The sequence below is a fragment of the Streptomyces sp. NBC_00461 genome (genome assembly GCF_036013935.1).
Lineage (GTDB): Bacteria > Actinomycetota > Actinomycetes > Streptomycetales > Streptomycetaceae > Streptomyces.
On record NZ_CP107902.1, the window covers coordinates 5,311,876 to 5,328,902 of the forward strand.

Here is a 17,027-nt window from a genome sequence, read left to right on the forward strand (position 1 = left end):
CCTCGCGTGGCAAAACCGCGCGGCCGGTGGGGTGCGGCGGCGGATTCGCCTTACCGGCACGATGCCCACCGACCGCGGCACCGACGTGAACGGCGTCGGCCCGCCGGACTGTGCCGGCGGGCCGATGCCCCGTCATGTGATGTTGTGGTGGTGGGTCAGGTCAGTCCTTGCCGGAGAGGCGCCAGATCTGGTTCTTCTTGGTGGTCAGGGCGCCGACGGCGTCGCATGTCCACTGGTGGACGAGTGCGCCGGGTGCGGTGGAGATGGTGCTGACGTCGACGCACTTGCCGCTGTGTACGGCGACGAGCTGGTAGTCGTGGCTGTTGCCGAGTGCGGTCACCGCCCGCAGCTTGTACTGCTGGTTGGTGCCGCCGGTGCAGGTCCACTGCTGGACGGCGGCCCCGTCGGCCGTGGAGAGGGCGGAGACGTCCAGGCACTTGCCGCTGGAGTGGTTGACGAGGGTGTAGGTGTCGGTCGTGCCGGTGACGGGGTGGAAGTCGAAGCGCTGTTCCTGGCCGGTGCCGCAGGTGTTCTGCTGGTACTGGGTGCCGTTGGCAGTGGACTGGCCGGGGTCTTCCAGGCAGAGCCCGCTGTGCTGGGCGACGGCCGTGGAGGAGAAGCCGGACGAGGAGCCGATGTGCAGGCTCGCGGGGGCGAAGGAGACCTGGTCGAGGTGGGGGGCGGAGCTGGAGCGCATCGGCTGTCCGATGTCGCTGCCGCCGCCGGAGTAGACCACGCCGATCGTGGTGCCGTCCCAGTTGTAGAGCTGAGAGGCCGTGAACTTGACGGTGTTGGCGCCCTTGGTGAGCGTCACGGGGACCGTGTAGTCCTGGAACTGGTTCCAGTGCAGGGTGCTGGCGAAGTTGACGCGGGTGGCGGTACCGCCGTTGATGCTGACGTCGGCGTGCTCGGCGTACAGGTCGGGGTTGTAGTGGTTGGAGGGCAGTTCCTCGGCGTTGGCGTAGCGCATGGTCATGGCGTAGGTGCCGGCCGTGGGCGCGTTGACGTTGAGGGTGAGGGAGTTGGCGGTTCCGTTGCCGATGCCGGTGACGACACCGCCGTGGGCCTGGCTGTAGCTGGTGTCGGCGGCCGCGGTGCCAGCGAGGGTGCCGTCCTCGGCCTGGTAGGTGACGACGTTGCCGGTGGTGACCGCGTCGGTGGCGCTGAACGGGGTGACGGCCAGGTTGTCCAGGGCGAGGGTGCCGCCGGTGCCGGTCACCTTGACCTTGTTGATGCCGCCGTTGAGGTACACCCGGTTGGTGGAGGTGGACCAGGCGCCGGTCGTCGCGCCGGAGAGCGTCTGGTCGTCGGTGGCCTTGCCGTTGACGGTGAGGTCGGCCTGGCCGGTGTTGCGGTAGCGGGCCGTCAGGTCGGCGTAGCCGTCCCGCGCGGAGTAGACCCAGAACGTGGCGGACTTGCCGGAGGTGAGGTTCACCGCGCCGGCGCCGGACTGGCCCTGGGCGGTGTAGGTGGCGGTGCCGCTGTCGGAGAGGTTGGCCTGCTCGGCCTCGTACAGCGTGGTGCCCTGGACGGCGGCGTCCTTGTACCGGAGGTCGATCTTGTCGACGAGGGCGTCGCCGACGGTCTTCGCGCCGTTGTCACCGGTGGTGGCCAGGGAGATGGTGTGGCTGCCCGCGGTCAGGTGCACGGTCGTGTCGCCGTGCCCCCACACCACCCACTGGAAGCCCACCGGTATGTCGACTCTGGTCGAGGCGCCGCCGTCGACCCGCCCGTACACGTTCGTCGGGCCCTTGACGTCGGCGTCCTTGGCGTAGCTGTTGCCGAACACCGACAGGTCGTAGTCGCCGGTGGTGGGGACGGAGACGGGGAAGGAGATCACCGTGGTCGAGCCGGTGCGCAGGCCACCGACGTCCCTGGTGCCGGAGGTGGCGAACTTGTCGACATGTCCGGTGGTGCCCTCGGTGTTGATGTTGTAGCCGCTGCCGCTGAGCGTGGCGTTCTCGGCCTCGTACGTGCCCGTCCAGGTGCTGTCGGAGGCGGTGGCGCTGCCGGTGCCGCCAGGGGAGACGATCACCTGGTACGCGGACATCGCGTCGAGGGTGATGGGGACGGTGATCGAGCTGTCGGAGCCCACGGCGACGTCGGCGTCGGAGAGCCGGGTCGGGGTGGCCGCCGCGCCGATGTAGCCGCTGTAGCGGTCCTGGAACACGCTGACGTGCACGGTGCTGCCGAAGACCGCGGGGTCGATGTTCTTGATGACCGTGTTCGAGTCACCGCTGGTGCCGCCCCCGGCGAGGATGACGCGGGCCTGCTTCTTGGCCGTGTCCAGACTTGCGACGCCCTGGAGGGTGTACGCGGCGTTGTTGGCGGCGCCGGTGACCTTGACGGTGTTGCCGCTCATGGAGCTGTACCAGTTGTAGAGCCACCACTGGGCGTTGGGCGTGTTCTGGGCGGCGGCGGAGTCGCCGAGGTTGCCGTTGATGTTCCAGTACGGCAGGTTGCCGTCGACCTTCTCGTCCTCGATGGCCGCGATCCACTGGACCATCTGGCCGGGGTCGGTCAGGTGGTAGCGGTGGGCGTACTCGTTGAGGTTGACGGGGATCGGGGAGGTGATCCCCGCGGCGGTCTCCGCCGCGCGGTAGGTGTCGACGGTGCTGCGGACGTCCGCCGGGCTGCCCAGGGTGTGCCAGGTCGCGACGTCGGGCAGGCAGTTGTTGGCCTTGCAGTAGCTGAGGAAGCCGTTGAAGGCGAACGAGTTGTAGCCGGAGAGGTTCGGCCCTGCCAGCCGTGCCGCGGGCCAGATGCCCTTGATGAAGTTGTAGGTCTGGCGCCACTCGGAGTTGAAGTTGGCCAGCGTTCCCGAGTTGCTGCGCATGCCGCTGAACCAGTTCAGGTCGGGCTCGTTGTAGGGGATGAAGACGATGTGGTCCTTGTAGGGGCTGGCCATCGCTTGCTCGACCTGCGTCTTCATGGTCGCCTGGTAGGCCGAGTAGCTCGTGCGTTCGTAGCCGGCGCGGTACACGTCCGTCATGTAGATGAAGACGTCCCCGCCACCGCTGTCCACGAAGGGCTTGGCGATCTCCAAGGCGTCCGAGCCGGGGTGCTGCTGTCCGTCCTGGTACTTGGTGTTGGTGGTCGTCAGCCCCATCCCCTCGATGAGGTTGTTCGTCGGCACGTCCTGGCCGTACAGGCCGTACAGCGCCCCGGAGGCGCCGCCGTGGAAGGCTCCAGTGGTGGTGCCGAGGTCGACGGTGAGGGTGGAGGTGGCGGCGGAGGCCGACGTTGCTGCCAGGGTGCTGACACCGGCGACAAGGGTCAGCGGGAGCAGCGTCGTGGCGACGCCGCGCAGGAGGCGTCTCGCGGTCGAGCGTCTTTGCCCGATTCCTGACATGTGCTTACGTCCCTTCTGGGATGGGGCTGTTGTTGCTGTGCCGGCCCCCGTGCCGGCCCCCGTGCCGGACGTGTGGGTGGGTCGTCGCTGACGTTTCAGGTGACGGTGGCCTCGCTCCCGCCGTCCGCGCGGCGGTGGTGGCTGCGGGCGAGCAGCAGGTAGCCGTCGGCGGTCCTGGTGTGGCCCGGTCGCGGAGTCCCTGACCGGTCGGCGCGTAGAAGTTCTCGGCGAGGCCGGAGCTGTCGTTCATGAAGTCCGTCCGGGCGCGTCAGCCAGGCGGCCCAGGTGGGTGCTCCCAGCCATGTTGGGAGCACCCGTGCTCAAGGACAGGTCAGCTCTTGCCCTGCAGGCGCCAGATCTGGTTCTTCTTGGTGCTCAGTGCGCTCGCGGGGTCGCAGGTCCACTGATGGATCACGGCTCCGGCTGTTTTCGAGACATTGCTGACGTCGACGCACTTGCCGCTGTGGACGGCGACGAGCTGGTAGTCCTGGCTGTTGCCGAGTGCGGTGACGGGGTTGAGGGTGAACTGCTGGTTGGTGGCGCCGTTGCAGGTGTACTGGATGACGGCGGCGTCGTCGGCGGTGGAGGCGCCGGAGACGTCGAGGCACTTGCCGCTGAGTTCGTTGACCACCGTGTAGGTGTTGGTCTTGCCGCTGACCGGCTTGAGGTCGAGCATCTGCTGGTAGCCGCCCTCGCAGTAGTACTGCTGGTACTGGGTGCCGTTGGCGGTGCTGAGGTTGGTGTCGTCCAGGCACTGGCCGCTGTTCTCGCTGACCGCGACCGTGGAGACGGTGGTGTTGGACGGCGGGAGGAGGGTGACGGTGTAGCCGTCCGCGGCGTTGGTGTAGGGGACGGTCAACGAGGCGGCGTTGCTGCTGACGGTCAGGTTGGTGTCGGAGACGGTGGTGGGTCCGGCGACGCCGTTGCCGTTGGAGACGCGCTGGACGACGGCGCGGACCTTGCCGTTCTCCACGACCGAGGTGGTGTCGAGCCGGTTGAGGTTGACGGTGACGTTGCCGGTGTTGCCGTTGCTGCCGATGAGGATCTTGGCGTTCCTGGCGGTGTTGTCCTTGGTGGCGAAGCCGTCGGTGTTGGTGCCCGGGACGAGGTTGACGATGTTGCCCGTCTGGGAGCCGTAGTAGCGGTACATGAACCACTCGCCGCGCGGCAGGTACTGGCCGGCGCTGTTCTTGGTGAGCAGGTTGGCCTCGTCGTCGTGCAGGTTGGTGCCTGAGGCCCAGTTGCCGCGCAGGCCGTCGGCGCCGGCCCGTTCCAGGCGGCTGATGTACCAGCCGCCGCCGCCGGAGTTCTGCTGGGCGAGCGTGGCGTATTCGTTGATCTGGTAGGGGCGGGTGTTGGTGAGGCCGTAGGAGGAGAGCAGGCCGTCCATGACGCCGGCGTCGGCGACGGGGTCACCGGCCTCGGCATGCCAGCTCCAGATGTCGGGGACGGTGTTGTCGGCCTTGACGTGGCTCAGGTACGCCGACCACCAGGTGTTGTTTTCGGGGTGCTGGGAGTAGCTGGGGCCGACGATGAGCTGGCCGGGGAAGTTGGCGCGGACGGCGGCGTAGAAGCGCGACCACATCTGGAGGTACTGGCTCTCCGGCCCGGGCCAGAATCCCCGGCCGTTGGGCTCGTTCCAGAGGTCCCACTGGACCGTCATGTGGTTGGCCTTGACGTCGGAGAAGAGCTGGTTGACGAAGTTGTCGAACTGGGTCCAGTCGCCGTTGTCGCCGGGGAAGGGCTGGGTGGTGGTGCTGTCGGCGCCCCACAGGTCGTGCGGGAGGAGGATGAAGGTGCCGCCGAGGGCGGCGGTGCGCTTGTACTGGGCGAGGGTGGCGTTCCAGCGGGTCTGGTAGGCCGCGCGGCTGGTGGCGTAGCCGCCGTTGTTGAGCTGGGCGCCGCCGGCCCGCTCGAAGTGCCACTTGATGTCCTTGTAGAAGTGGTCCTGCGGCAGCGAGCCGTCGGGGCTCATCCCGTACAGGGTTCCCGAGGCGCGGTAGGTGGGCGCGCCTCCGGCGGTGGCGAAGTCGACGGTGACGCTGGTGTCCGCGGCCTGCGACGGACCGGCGGGCACCAGGGTCGTGGCCAGCGCGGCCAGGAGGACGACTGCGGACGAGGCCGCTCGGCGCCGGGTGCGGGTTGTGGGTCTGGGAAGTGTCCAGGGCGATTTCATGGTGCGGCTCCTGTGTGAGCGGGGAGGGGTTCCGGGACCGGAAAGGTCCCGGGGCTGTGGGGAGACGGCCGGTCAGCGGCTGTCCCGGTGGGCGTGTGCTTCGGCGAGGAGGAGGTAGCTGCTGGCGGTCCAGGTGTAGGCGCGGTCGCGCAGACCCGTTCCGGTGAGGGCGTCGAAGTTCTCGGCGAAGCCGTTGGTCTCGCACAGCGCGCGGAAGCGGGCGCTGATGTCGTCCGCGAGGCGCTGATGGCCGGCGCGGCGCAGACCGTCTTCGATGAGGACGGTGGAGGGTGCCCATATCGGGCCGCGCCAGTAGCCGTCGGCGAGGTAGTGCGGTGAGGCGGGCTGTTCGGTGGCCAGTCCGTAGGGGGTCAGGTGGGTCTCTATCCGGGCGGCCAGGGTTTTGCCGATGTTCTCGGGCAGGTGCTCGCCCAGTGCCATCGGCATCAGGTCCAGCAGGCTGGAGCTGTCCCAGGTCGCGGTGCTGTCGACGCCGCGGGCCACGAACCGCTCTCCCGTCCACAGCTCGTCGAGCATCGCGGCCTGGGTCGCGTCGGCGGTACGGGTCCAGCGCCGGGCCTCGTCGGACAGGTCCAGTTCGGTGGCCAGCCGGGCGAGTTCGCGGAGCTGGAGTATGAGGAAGGCGGCCAGGTCAGCGGTGACGACCACGCGCTCGGGGTCGAAGGTGGTGGCGTTGTCCCAGCCACTGTCGTTGCCGTGCTGGTAGTGGGGCAGGGCTGCGCCAGGCGCGCGGCGGGCGGTCAGCCAGAAGTCCGTCCACCGTGCCAGCCTGCCGTAGATCTCGGCCAGTTCGGTCCGGCTGAGGGGCTCGGGAAGCCGTCTGCGCAGGTGGGACAGGGTCCAGCCGTGGATGGGCGGTTTGACGAAGTTGTAGAGGACCTCGGAGTGGGTGACCGAGTCGGGAAGGGCTCCGGTCTCGTCCTGGTGGTCGAAGGGCAGGGAGAACTGGTCCCGCGCCAGGGCGGGGGCACCGGGCGCCAGGGCGAGGGCGTTGAAGCAGTGGTCCCAGCTCCAGACCTTGTCCATCCAGTGCTTGGACATCAGCACCGCGGGCCGGGTGACCAGGCCGGCCGGGCGGACCGTCGCCGACCACATGACGTAGGCGGCGAGTTCGGCGGCCGGCGTGGCGGACGAGCGCCAGGGGGCCACCGCGTCGACGAACGTGGCGAAGGCGTGCTCCGCGGTCGCCACGACGGCGTCGAACGTCTCCGAGGACGTGTAGGGGAGGCGTGCGCTGTCCAGTTCCTCGATGGCCGCTTCCCAGACTCCGCCGGGGTCTGCGGTGACGGTGACGCCTCGTTCACCTGTACCGAGGGCCTGACTGCCGGACCCCTCGGCGACGGAACCCGACAGCACGGTGACCCGGTAACGGCGCCCGGTCTCGTACGAGGTGAACACGTACGCTCCGTCCACCGGGTCGCGGTAGAAGTAGGTGCCCGTGAAGGGGGTCAGGGCGTCCGCCGCCGCGTCGATGCGCAGGCCGAGTCCTTCGCCGCGGAGGCGGACGGTGTCCGGTGAGGCGTAGGCGAGGGCTACGCGCCCTTGCTCACCGGTCCAGCTGAGCAGGCCCGGAGTCGCCTCGACGCGGGTCCCCGCGCGCTCGCCCGTCGTGGTGTCGAGGGGCGTGAAGCGCAGGATCGCGTGCATGCCGTTCTGGTGCGAGACGAGGTGGAGGTCCTCGGCTCGGGTCTTCTCCGCGAGCACGGGTGATATGCCGAACCAGGAGCCGTGCGTGCTGAACGGGACGTCATGGAGGGAGAAGGCCGGGCCGGATCGGGCGGCGGTCATGGGGCGTGACTCGTTTCTTCTGCAGGGGTGACCGACGGTGGTCTTGGTCAGTCCTTGACGGCGCCGGCGGTCACGCCGGCGGCGACGTAGCGCTGGGCGAGGACGAGGATCACCGTGGCGGGCAGGGAGGCGACGACGGCGGTGGCCATGATGGCGTTCCACTGTTGGTTGTTGTTGCCGATGTAGTGGTAGATGCCGAGGGTGATCGGCTCGTGCGTGCCGCCGTTGACCAGGGTGTTGGCGAAGACGAAGTCGGACCAGGACCACAGGAAGGCGAACAGCGACACCGTGACGACGGCGTTGCGGCTCGTCGGCAGGACGATGGACCAGAAGGTGCGCAGGATGCCGGCTCCGTCCATCTGCGCGGCCTGGAGCAGTTCGCCGGGGATGCCGGACATGAACGCGGTGAAGATCAGCACCGCGAAGGGGACGGCCAGGGTGGAGTCGGCGACGATCAGGCCGGGCACGGACTGGAGCAGGCCCAGCTGGAGGTAGATGGCGTAGAAGCCCATCGCCATGATGATGCCGGGGATCATCTGCGCGGCCAGCAGGACGAAGGTCAGCAGGCCGCCGCCGCGCGGGCGGAGTTTCGCTAGTGCATAGCCGGCGGGGGCGGCCAGGACCACGGTCAGGACGACGGTGCCCAGGGCGACGACGAGGCTGGTGCCCAGATACGGCAGCTGCTCGTCCAGGACGGCGCGGTAGCCGGCCAGGGTGCCGTGCAGCGGCAGCAGGTCCGGCGGGGACTTGCGCATGTCCTGGTCCCGGGTGAAGGACACGTTGAGCATCCAGTAGACCGGGAAGAGCATTGCTGCGGTCAGCAGCAGGCCGACGGCCGTCTTCCAACCTGTGCGGCTGGTGCCTGTGTTCATGACAGCGTCTGCTTTCGCTGGACCTTCAGATAGACCAGGCCGAAGACGAGGGCGGCGACGACGAGCAGGTTGCCGACGGCCGCGCCGGGGCCGAAGGCGGGCAGCAGGTTGCCGAAGCCGAGCTGGTAGGACCAGGTGGCGAAGGTGGTGGACGAGTCGGCCGGACCACCCTTGGTCATGATCCAGATGATGTCGAAGACCTTGAGCGTGTAGACCAGCCCAAGGAGCAGGGTGATCGCCGACACCGGGCGCAGCAGCGGGAAGGTGATGCTCCAGAACCGGCGCCAGGCACCCGCCCCGTCGAGGGCGGCGGCCTCGTACAGGCTGGCGGGGATGGACTGCAGGCCGCTGTAGAGGACGACCAGGTTGAAGGGGACGCCGATCCAGATGTTCGCGATGATCACCGAGGTCAGCGACCAGGACGGCGAGGTCAGCCAGTTCACCGGCCCGATGCCGACGGCGTGCAGGACGGCGTTGACGATTCCTGAGTCGCTGTTGAGCATCCACGACCAGGTGGAGGCGGAGACGATCAGCGGCAGCAGCCAGGGCACCAGGAACAGGGCGCGCAGGGTGGCCGACAGCCGGAAGTGCTGGTGGAAGAAGACCGCGAGGGCCAGCCCGATGGCGTACTGGAAGACCAGACAGACGGCGGTGAAGACCGCGGTGTGCAGCAGGGCCGGGGCGAAGGTCGGGTTGTCGAACACGGTGCGGTAGTTCGCGAGGCCCGTGAACGGCGCGTCGCCCTGGACGAACGAGCGGACGGTGTAGTTCCGCAGGCTCAGGTCGATGTTGCGGTAGAGCGGATAGGCGTAGAAGAGGGCCAGGTAGACGGTGACCGGGGCGAGGAATCCCCAGGCGGCCCACTGGGTGGAGGTGGGGCGACGGCGCCGGTGGGCAGCGCGGGCCGGGGGCGGGGCGGCGCTGGCCGCCCCGCTCCGGTCGCGCACCGGCCGCCGCTCCGGCAGCTGTGTGGTGCGGTTCATCTGAGGTCCGGGAGTCCTTGCTACTTGGCGGCGGCGGCCTGGGCCGCGACCATCGCGTCCTTGGGTGACTGGGACCCGCTGAGGGCGGACTGGACGGCCTTCCACATCTGCTCGGAGATCTTGGGGTACTTGGTGCCGAGGTCGTCGCTGGTGCGTCCCTTGGCCGCCTTGACCGCCTCGATCCACGGCGTCAGCTCCGCGTTGGCCGCCTTCTGCTTGGCCTGGACGGTGCCGGTGGGGGCCACGTAGGACAGCGTTTTGTCGGTGAAGTTCAGGTTCTCGTCGCCGGTCAGGCAGGAGACCAGCTTCTGCGAGGTGGTGTAGCGGCCGGTGTCCTTCTGGACCGGGACGGTGACGAACTCGCCGCCGGTGGGGGCGGAGGCGTTGCCTCCCGCGGCGGCAGGGATGGGCAGGACGCCGTAGTCGAGGCCGCCCTTGTCGGCGGCTGCGAGCTGCCAGGTGCCATTCTCGGCGAACGCGTAGTCGCCGCTCGCGAACTCCTGCCAGCTGGTGGTCTGGGTGTTGTTGATGACCGAGTTGGGCGCGTAGCCCTGCTTCAGCCAGTTCTTCCACAGCGACAGCGCCGAGACGCCCTGAGGCGAGTCGAGCTTGGTCAGCTTCGCGCCCGAGCCCCAGAACCAGGGCAGGAACTGGAAGCTGCCCTCCTCCGTGCCGATCGCCGAGAACGTAATGCCCTTCTTCCCCGCCTGCTTGACCTTGGCGAGCGCTGCGGTCAGCGACTTCCAGTCCTTGACCGAGGCGATGTCCACGCCGGCCGCCTTCAGGACCTTCTTGTTGTAGTAGAGGGCGAGGGTGTTGGCGCCGATCGGTGTGCCGTAGGTCTTGCCGCCCGACTGGCCGGCGGCGAGCAGGTTGGGGTCGACCTTGGAGGTGTCGATCTTGTTGTCGTCGGTCGTGGTGAGCACGCCCGCCTCCGCCAGCGTCGACACCACGGGGTTGTCGACGATCAGTACGTCCGGGGAGTTGCCCTGCTGCGCCGCGAGCAGCGTCTTGTTCGTCAGGTCACTGGTGTCGAACGCAGTCCGCTTGATCTTCACGGCGGCGCCCTTGCCGCAGGTGTCCAGCACCTGGGCCCAGGACGAGGTCTTGTCGAACTGCGGGTAGGGGTCCCAGATGGTGTACGTGCCGCTGCCGGCGCCCTTGGTGTCCGCGCTGCCAGAGCCGGAGGAGCAGGCGGTGGCACCGGCGGCCACGGCCAGAGCGGTCAGGGCCGCGACGGTCAGACGGCGCTGTCTGGAAGAGCTGTGCATGGCAGGGTTCCTTTGCTTTTGGGCATGCGGGTGCCGAGGCACGGGGTGGGGAGGAGAGGCGGGCACGGAGAACGGCGCCGCTGAGCAGTTCGTCGGGTGGTGTGGGGCGGTGGGCGTGGATGGGGTAGGTCAGAGGGTGGTGGCGGGCCCGTCGCCCGCGGTGGGCGTGGCTTGCGCGGGCCCTGTACTCGCCCGCAGGGAGATCGGCGGCGCCAGGAGATGGTGCCGGGGTGGAGCGCCGGGATGGCCGAGCCGCTCCACCAGCAGGTCGACGGCGCGCCGGCCCATCTCCTCCGCCGGTACGTCCGCCGCGGTGAGCTGCGGGGTCACCGTCTCCGCCCACCGGCCGGCGACGACCCCGGTGACGGAGAAGTCGCGCGGGACATGCCGGCCGGCCTGGGCGAGACCCCGGTAGAGGCCGCCCAGCGCGGCCTCGTTCAGCGTGACCAGGCCGGTGGTGGCCGGATCGTCATGCAGGATCTGTTCCAGGCATGCCTGGCCGGAGGCGGCGTCGTCCCCGCAACAGTACGTCCGCACCGTCAGCCCGCGCTCGGCCGCGGCCTTGGTGAAGCCCTCCAGCCCGCGGTGCGCGGACTCGTACCCGGCCCGCAGCAGCTGCTCGGGCCGGTTGACGAGGGCGATCCGGCTGTGGCCGAGGTCCGCCAGGTGGTGCACGCACGCCGCGGCGAGTGCGGTGTGGTCCAGGCCGACCCACCAGCCGCTTTCCGGATGGGCGGTGCGGCCGATGGCGATGGAGGGGAAGTCCAGGTCGGCCAGATGATCGATCCGGTCGTCCTCCAGCCTGATCTCCATCAGGATCGCCCCGTCGACCCGCCGCTCCCCCAGCAGCCGCTGGAACGAGCGGTCACTGTCCACACCGCTCGGGGACAGCAGCACGTCGTAGTCGTAGGCCGCGGCGGCCTCCACCACACTGCCGATGAAGTCCAGCTGCATGCCCGTGTAGTGGTTCCCGGCCGGCGGGAAGACCAGACCGATCGTGCTGGTCCGGCCGTTGGCCAGGGCTCGCGCACTGGCGTTGGGCCGGTAGCCCAGCTCGTCGATGACTTCCTGGATCTTCTGGCGGGTGTCGTCCGACACGGGACGCTTGCCGCTCAGCGCGTACGAGACGGTGGAGCGCGAGACACCGGCTCGCCGGGCGATCTCACCGATGTTCACGGCGACTCCTTGCTCGAACCGATTCGATGTTCCGTGAAACGGAAGGTCCGGCCGTGTAGGTGCTGGGAGTGGGTACTGCGGTGAAAAGTCAACGACCACCGGTCGTCGAACCGGTTCGGTGAAGCGAAGATAAGAACGCCCCAGAGGGTTGTCAACGCCTGCGGCGAAACTTCTCGAAACAATCCTGTAACCCGGATGATCTGCGGACTCCGCTTGCGTCAGAGATATTGCTGAGGGTTTTCCTCGCTGCTAGGTTCCTGCGAACCGGTTCGATGAAGCGATCCGTCCGGTGACGGGGGACCGTTCCGGACAGCCCTGTTCAGGGAGACTTGTGGACGACTTACCGCCGTCACCTCAGATGGGATGAGGCGCACGATCCTCATGTCTGGGTGTGCTGTGCCCATGTTGTGCCCACGTATCGTCTTCCGGGTGACTGATGCGACCCGGGCCGACCGGACTGACATGCCCGGCAGCGTCCTCGCCGAGCTGGCAGACGCCTTCGGGATCGAAGAAGTGAGGGAGCGCCGCTACCTCGCCGACGGGCTGATGAACGTGAACTGGAAGGTCGACACTCCGGTCGGGCCATTCGCTCTCAAGCGGGTCACCGACGTGTCACTTGACCGGCTGAGCCGAAACCTCGGCGTGCTTGCTGCGCTCGCCGGCGACGGCATCCCGGTCAGTGCTCCTGTCACCACCTCTGCCGGTTCACTGGTCGCGGAGGTGGGTGGCGGCGTCTGGTGCCTGTTCCCGTGGGCGGCCGGTGCTCATGTCCGGGGTATTGATCTCAGCCTGTCCCAGGCGGCATCACTGGGCGTTCAGCTGGGTCGTCTGCATGTGAGCCTGGGCCGGGCCTGTGGCCGAGGCTTGCTGCCCGTCGTGCCCGATGCGGTCACTGCGGAGGTCACGTCGCCGGAGCAGGCTGTTGAGAAGTCGCACCGCCTCACCGCGGCAGTGGCCGACAAGGGGACCGGCAGCGCCTTCGACGTGGCGGCCGTCGCCGCTCTTGATCAACGTCGGGAGCTGATCGCCGAGCACGCCGACCGCTGCCCGCGGCAGGCGACCCCTGAAGGTGCGCACGGGTGGACGCATGGTGACGTCCAGTACCGGAACCTGCTGTGGGAGGGCGAGAAGCTTGCCGCCGTCCTGGACTGGGACCGGGTCGGAGTGCGCCCGTACGCGGAAGAGGTCGTGCGGACCGCGCAGGTGCAGTTCGGGGTGGACGGGGTGTTCGACCTCGCGCGCGTCTCGGCGTTCGTCGGCGGGTACCGGTCCGTGATGCCGCTGGAGGACACTGCGCTCGCGGATGGTGTTCGCCGGCTGTGGTGGAAGCGGATGACGGACTTCTGGCAGCTGGAGTTCCACTACGACCGCGGTGACTTCTCCTGCGATGAGCTGTTCACCGCGGACGAGGCGTTGTTGCACTGGTGGTCGGACCGGCTGGATCAGGTCGAGGACGTGTTCGTCGCCGGATAGATCCCGAGGGTTTCGAGGTCCGGCAGACGCGGCCGGGTGAAGCTTGCCGCGTGCTGCCGGGCCTGTTCTCCCAAGGCGTGGTCGGCGGTGCGGATGGCGTCCGCCCACGCCTGTGGTCCTGCCGTGTGAGGCAGGACGATTCCGGCCGGGCCGATGGCTTCGGGGATGCCGCCCCGGTCGGTGCCGATGCTTGGCGTCCCGTGCAGCGCGGCTTCGATGATCACCCGGGGGAATGCGTCCTCCACCGTGGAGGGCACCAGCAGAAGGCGGTGGCTGCGGTAGAGGGGGTTCATGTCGTAGACCCGCGCGACGAAGGTCGTGTTGGGGTAGGCGGTGAACTGGTCCGCGGTGTTCCACCAGCCTTCGACCAGGGTGAAGTGCTGTTCCGGCATGGCGCGGATGAGCTGGTGCATGAGGTCGGAGCCCTTCGCGGGGATCGGGTTGACCATGAGCACTGACCTGGTTCGCGTCATGGGGTGGCTCGGCTGGGGTGGTGCGAACGGCGGGTGCAGGACGGCGAGATGTGTTCCGTCGGTCTGTGGTGCTCGTCGGCGGACGAATTCGGAGACGGCCAGACCATGGTGCGGGTGGCCGGCGAGGACTCCGAGTCCGGTCTTCGACACGGAGTGCAGGATGCCCGCGATGAGTGCGGTGGGTCGGGCCTGGCGTACGCGCAGGTCGTCCAGGATCGCGACCGGGGCTGCGGTGGCACGGCCGTGGGCGGTCAGGCGGGCGAAGAAGTCGACGTCCTCGCTCATGAACAGGTCGTCTTGATACCCGCCCACCTCCTTGAAGGCGGTGGCGAATTGGGCGACGCCCTGCGCGCCGCCGTGGGCAGTGCGGTAGTGGTCCCAGTAAGCGCACAGGAGGCGTGCCCCGAGCCGCTTGGGTGTGTAGAGGGGCGGGATGGCACCGCCGACGGCCCCGGTGTCCATCGCGGCCGCTGCCGCGGTGATCGCTTCCATGGGCAGCGCGACATCGGCATCCGTGAAGAACAGCCGCCGGCCGTGGGCGGCGGCCGCAGCACTGTTGCGGACCCGGCCGATGCTGCGGACGCTCTCGCTGATCACCCGGACGCCGAAGGTGGCGGCCATGTGGGCGGTGGCGTCGGTGGAGGCGTTGTCGACCACGATCACCTCCCCCTGCTCACCGCTGGTCTCCTCCTACCGTGAGAGGGAGGCGAGGACGGTGGGGAGGTAGCGGGGCAGGTAGGCGGCTTCGGGCTGGGGAGAGCCGTCGCTCCGGGTCGATTCCAGCCGGTACGGGGTCACTTACGGTGTCACTGCCTGCGGCGGGCGGATGGCACGGGCACCGGGGCGACGCCCTCGATGACGGTGTTGCTGATGGTGCCGATGCCCTCGACCGTCATGGTGACGATGTCGCCGGGGACGAGCGGCGGGGGTTCGAAGGTGCCGCCGCGGCCCCAGAGTTCGGCCAGGCAGCCGCCGTTGCCGCAGGTGCCGGAGCCCAGGACGTCGCCGGGGCGGATCCAGGTGCCGCGGGAGGCGTACGCCGCCATCTCCTCGAACGTCCAGGCCATGTTGGCCAGTTGGTCCTGGCCGACGGTCTCGCCGTTGACCTGGACGGTCAGGGCGAGGTCGAGGAAGCCTTCCGGGTTGCGGTGGGGTTCGAGTTCGTCGGCGGTGACGAGCCAGGGGCCGAGGGTGGTTGCGGTGTCCTTGGCCTTGGCCGGGCCGAGCTTGACCTTCATCTCGCGGCCCTGCAGGTCGCGGGCGGACCAGTCGTTGAGGATCGTGTAGCCGAGGATGTGTTCGCGTGCCTTCTCGGGGGTCAGGTCCCGGCCGGGCTTGCCGATGACGGCGGCCACTTCGAGTTCGAAGTCGAAGCGTGCGCAACCCGGCGGCACCGGCACGTCGTCGTGGGCGCCGATCACCGAGTACGGGTTGGTGAAGTAGAACGCGGGGGCTTCGTACCACTCGTCGGGGACGGTGTCGCCGTATCCCTGGGCGATGCCCGCGACATGGCCCTCGAAGGTCATGTAGTCACGTACGGTCGGCGGTCGCAGCGGTGGCAGCAGCCGTACGTCGGCCAGGGGCAGCGGCAGGGAGCCGGTCAGGGCGCGTTCGCCCGCCCCGCGCAGGGACTGCTCGCCCTCCAAGACCAGATCCAGCAGTTCGCCGGGGTGTTCGAACGGGTGGACCTGGTCGCCGGCGACAACTCCCGGCTGCCGTTTCCCGTCGTGCACGAAGGTCGCGAACCTCATGCCGCGCTCCCCTCGGTCTCGACCGACAGCGTGCCGCTGCGCCCGAAGCCGACGAAGACGGCGGCGATCACGGCGGCGGAGATACAGGCGACGGCGGTGAGGATCAGTCCGTTGTTGTAGCCGTGGGCGAGTGCGTCCGTGGTGTACGGGGCGAGCTTGGCGCTGAGCGGACCGAGGTCGGCGCTGTGCAGGGCGAGCGGGCCGCCCTCGTGCAGGACGGCGGAGGCGATGCCGTGCTCCTTGGGGGTCAGGCCCGCGTCGGCGAGGCTGCCGGTGATCTGACGTGCGGCCATGCCGAGGGCGACGGCGCCGACGATGGCGGGGCCGAGGGTCTGGCCGAGGTCGCGGACCAGGCTGGTGGTGGCGCCCGCCATGCCGGTCAGGGTGGGCGGTACGACGTTGACGGCGGCGGCGGTGAGGGCGGCGACGACCAGACCGAAGCCGACACCGTTGAGCACCAGCGGTCCGAGCAGGGGTATCAGGCCGCTTTCGTGGATCGGCACCGCCCACAGCCACAGTTGGGCGCCGGCCAGCGAGACGAACCCGGTGACGAGCATGGGGCCGGGGCCCACCCGGTGCAGCAGCCGGACGAGCAGCGGCCAGATGAGCGGGGTGACGCCCTGGATGATCAGGAAGGGCACCGCGGCCTGGAAGGGGCCCTGGTGCTGGATGACGCCGAGGCGGATGCTCAGGTCGTACGCGCCGCCGAGGAAGCCGAACATGCCGATCACCGCCATCGCGGCCGACGCGGCGAAGGCCGGGATGCGGAACAGCTCCAGACGCAGCATCGGGGCCGCGCTGCGCCTCTCCACCAGCACGAACGCGGCGATGAACACGGCGAAGGCGACGAAGGACGCGACGACGGGCGCTGAGCTCCAGCCGTCGGAGGGGCCTTGGATGATGCCGTACAGCAGGGCGAGCATAGCCACGGCGATGGCGATCTGGCCCGGCCAGTCGAGGGAGCGGCCCTCGGGGGCGCTGGACTCGGCGGCCAGCAGCCAGGCACCCACCGCGGTGATCACGGCGAGCACGCCGATCACGCCGAACGCCCACTGGAAGGAGGCGTGTTCGACGATCCCGCCGGACATCAGCGGGGCGAGGAAGGCGCCGAGCGACAGGGCCGTGGTCCAGGAGGCCAGCCCCTTGGCTCGCGCGGCCGGGGTGGTCGTGATCGCGGTGATCATGGACAGGGAGGCGGGGAAGAGCGCGGCGGCTCCGATGCCGGAGATCGCCTGCCCGGTGATCAACTGGGCTGCCGAGTGGGAGGTGGCGGACACCAGGTAGCCGATGGCGGACAGCAGCGCCGCGCCCACCACCAGTTTCTTACGGCCGTACAGGTCGCCCACGACGCCGAAGGTCAGCGCGAGGACGGCGGCGGGCACCAGGAAGGCGTCACTGATCCAGGTCAGTTCTCCGCCGGAGGCATGGAGGGTGCGCTGCATGACGCCGTTGATCGCGGCGGGCAGGACCAGTCCGATCTGGGCCAGGCAGACGGCCAGACAGCCGGCAATGATCGTGCGGGTGTGGCGTGCCGTGGCGGCCGGTGGGGTGTCGGACGACGTCAGGGCGGTGGATGGGTCGTAGGCGGGGACGGAGACCATGTCTCCTCCTTGGAGGGGTTGGCGGGACGTGCGGCCCGAAGGGGGAATGCGGGGAGTTGGGCGCGCCGGAGGGGGCGGTGCGCCGGTCGC

General features: G+C 69.2%; 11 protein-coding genes. 1 reads left to right on the forward strand and 10 read right to left on the reverse strand.

All coding sequences use genetic code 11. The features are described 5' to 3' along the window. Positions 1 to 160 precede the first annotated feature (160 nt). The 7 genes from OG870_RS24880 to OG870_RS24910 all read right to left on the reverse strand — a co-directional run bounded on the left by OG870_RS24880 (position 161) and on the right by OG870_RS24910 (position 11,639). Positions 161 to 3,352 carry an RICIN domain-containing protein gene (locus OG870_RS24880; protein WP_266839170.1) on the reverse strand — a complete coding sequence of 1,064 codons (3,192 nt, stop codon included), beginning with the start codon at positions 3,350 to 3,352 and terminating at the stop codon, positions 161 to 163. Between the two features lie 331 nt (positions 3,353 to 3,683). Further along, a complete protein-coding gene (locus tag OG870_RS24885; RefSeq protein ID WP_327691452.1) occupies positions 3,684 to 5,528 on the reverse strand; it encodes an RICIN domain-containing protein in 1,845 nt (614 codons plus the stop codon). Positions 5,529 to 5,600: 72 nt separating this feature from the next. Then, complete coding sequence (locus OG870_RS24890) at positions 5,601 to 7,337, reverse strand: amylo-alpha-1,6-glucosidase (RefSeq protein ID WP_266582807.1); 1,737 nt, start codon at positions 7,335 to 7,337, stop codon at positions 5,601 to 5,603. 47 nt (positions 7,338 to 7,384) lie between these two features. Next, positions 7,385 to 8,209: a carbohydrate ABC transporter permease gene (locus OG870_RS24895; protein WP_327691453.1), complete on the reverse strand. Its 825-nt coding sequence runs from the start codon at positions 8,207 to 8,209 to the stop codon at positions 7,385 to 7,387. Continuing rightward, positions 8,206 to 9,192 (reverse strand): carbohydrate ABC transporter permease, encoded by a 987-nt coding sequence (locus tag OG870_RS24900; RefSeq protein ID WP_266839162.1) that lies wholly within the window; start codon positions 9,190 to 9,192, stop codon positions 8,206 to 8,208. Before OG870_RS24900 ends, OG870_RS24895 begins: the two co-directional genes overlap by 4 nt. A 20-nt stretch (positions 9,193 to 9,212) precedes the next feature. Next, positions 9,213 to 10,463 carry a sugar ABC transporter substrate-binding protein gene (locus tag OG870_RS24905; protein ID WP_327691455.1) on the reverse strand — a complete coding sequence of 417 codons (1,251 nt, stop codon included), beginning with the start codon at positions 10,461 to 10,463 and terminating at the stop codon, positions 9,213 to 9,215. 129 nt (positions 10,464 to 10,592) lie between these two features. Beyond that, complete coding sequence (locus tag OG870_RS24910; RefSeq protein WP_266518454.1) at positions 10,593 to 11,639, reverse strand: LacI family DNA-binding transcriptional regulator; 1,047 nt, start codon at positions 11,637 to 11,639, stop codon at positions 10,593 to 10,595. A gap of 402 nt (positions 11,640 to 12,041) precedes the next feature. On the opposite strand from OG870_RS24910, the gene OG870_RS24915 reads away from it, so the two are divergent. Then, the gene (locus OG870_RS24915; protein ID WP_266839155.1) at positions 12,042 to 13,112 is read left to right on the forward strand and encodes a phosphotransferase; all 1,071 of its coding nucleotides are present in this window, start codon (positions 12,042 to 12,044) and stop codon (positions 13,110 to 13,112) included. Here the strand turns inward: OG870_RS24915 and OG870_RS24920 are convergent. From OG870_RS24920 to OG870_RS24930, 3 genes are all read right to left on the reverse strand, one after another. After that, positions 13,082 to 14,242 (reverse strand): glycosyltransferase, encoded by a 1,161-nt coding sequence (locus tag OG870_RS24920; RefSeq protein WP_266839152.1) that lies wholly within the window; start codon positions 14,240 to 14,242, stop codon positions 13,082 to 13,084. The two genes, OG870_RS24915 and OG870_RS24920, sit on opposite strands and share 31 nt — an antisense overlap. Before the next feature lie 149 nt (positions 14,243 to 14,391). Beyond that, positions 14,392 to 15,336, reverse strand: coding sequence for a fumarylacetoacetate hydrolase family protein (locus tag OG870_RS24925; protein ID WP_266839148.1), 945 nt, complete (start codon positions 15,334 to 15,336; stop codon positions 14,392 to 14,394). Further along, positions 15,333 to 16,937 (reverse strand): MFS transporter, encoded by a 1,605-nt coding sequence (locus OG870_RS24930; protein ID WP_327691458.1) that lies wholly within the window; start codon positions 16,935 to 16,937, stop codon positions 15,333 to 15,335. Before OG870_RS24930 ends, OG870_RS24925 begins: the two co-directional genes overlap by 4 nt. Positions 16,938 to 17,027: the final 90 nt, after the last annotated feature.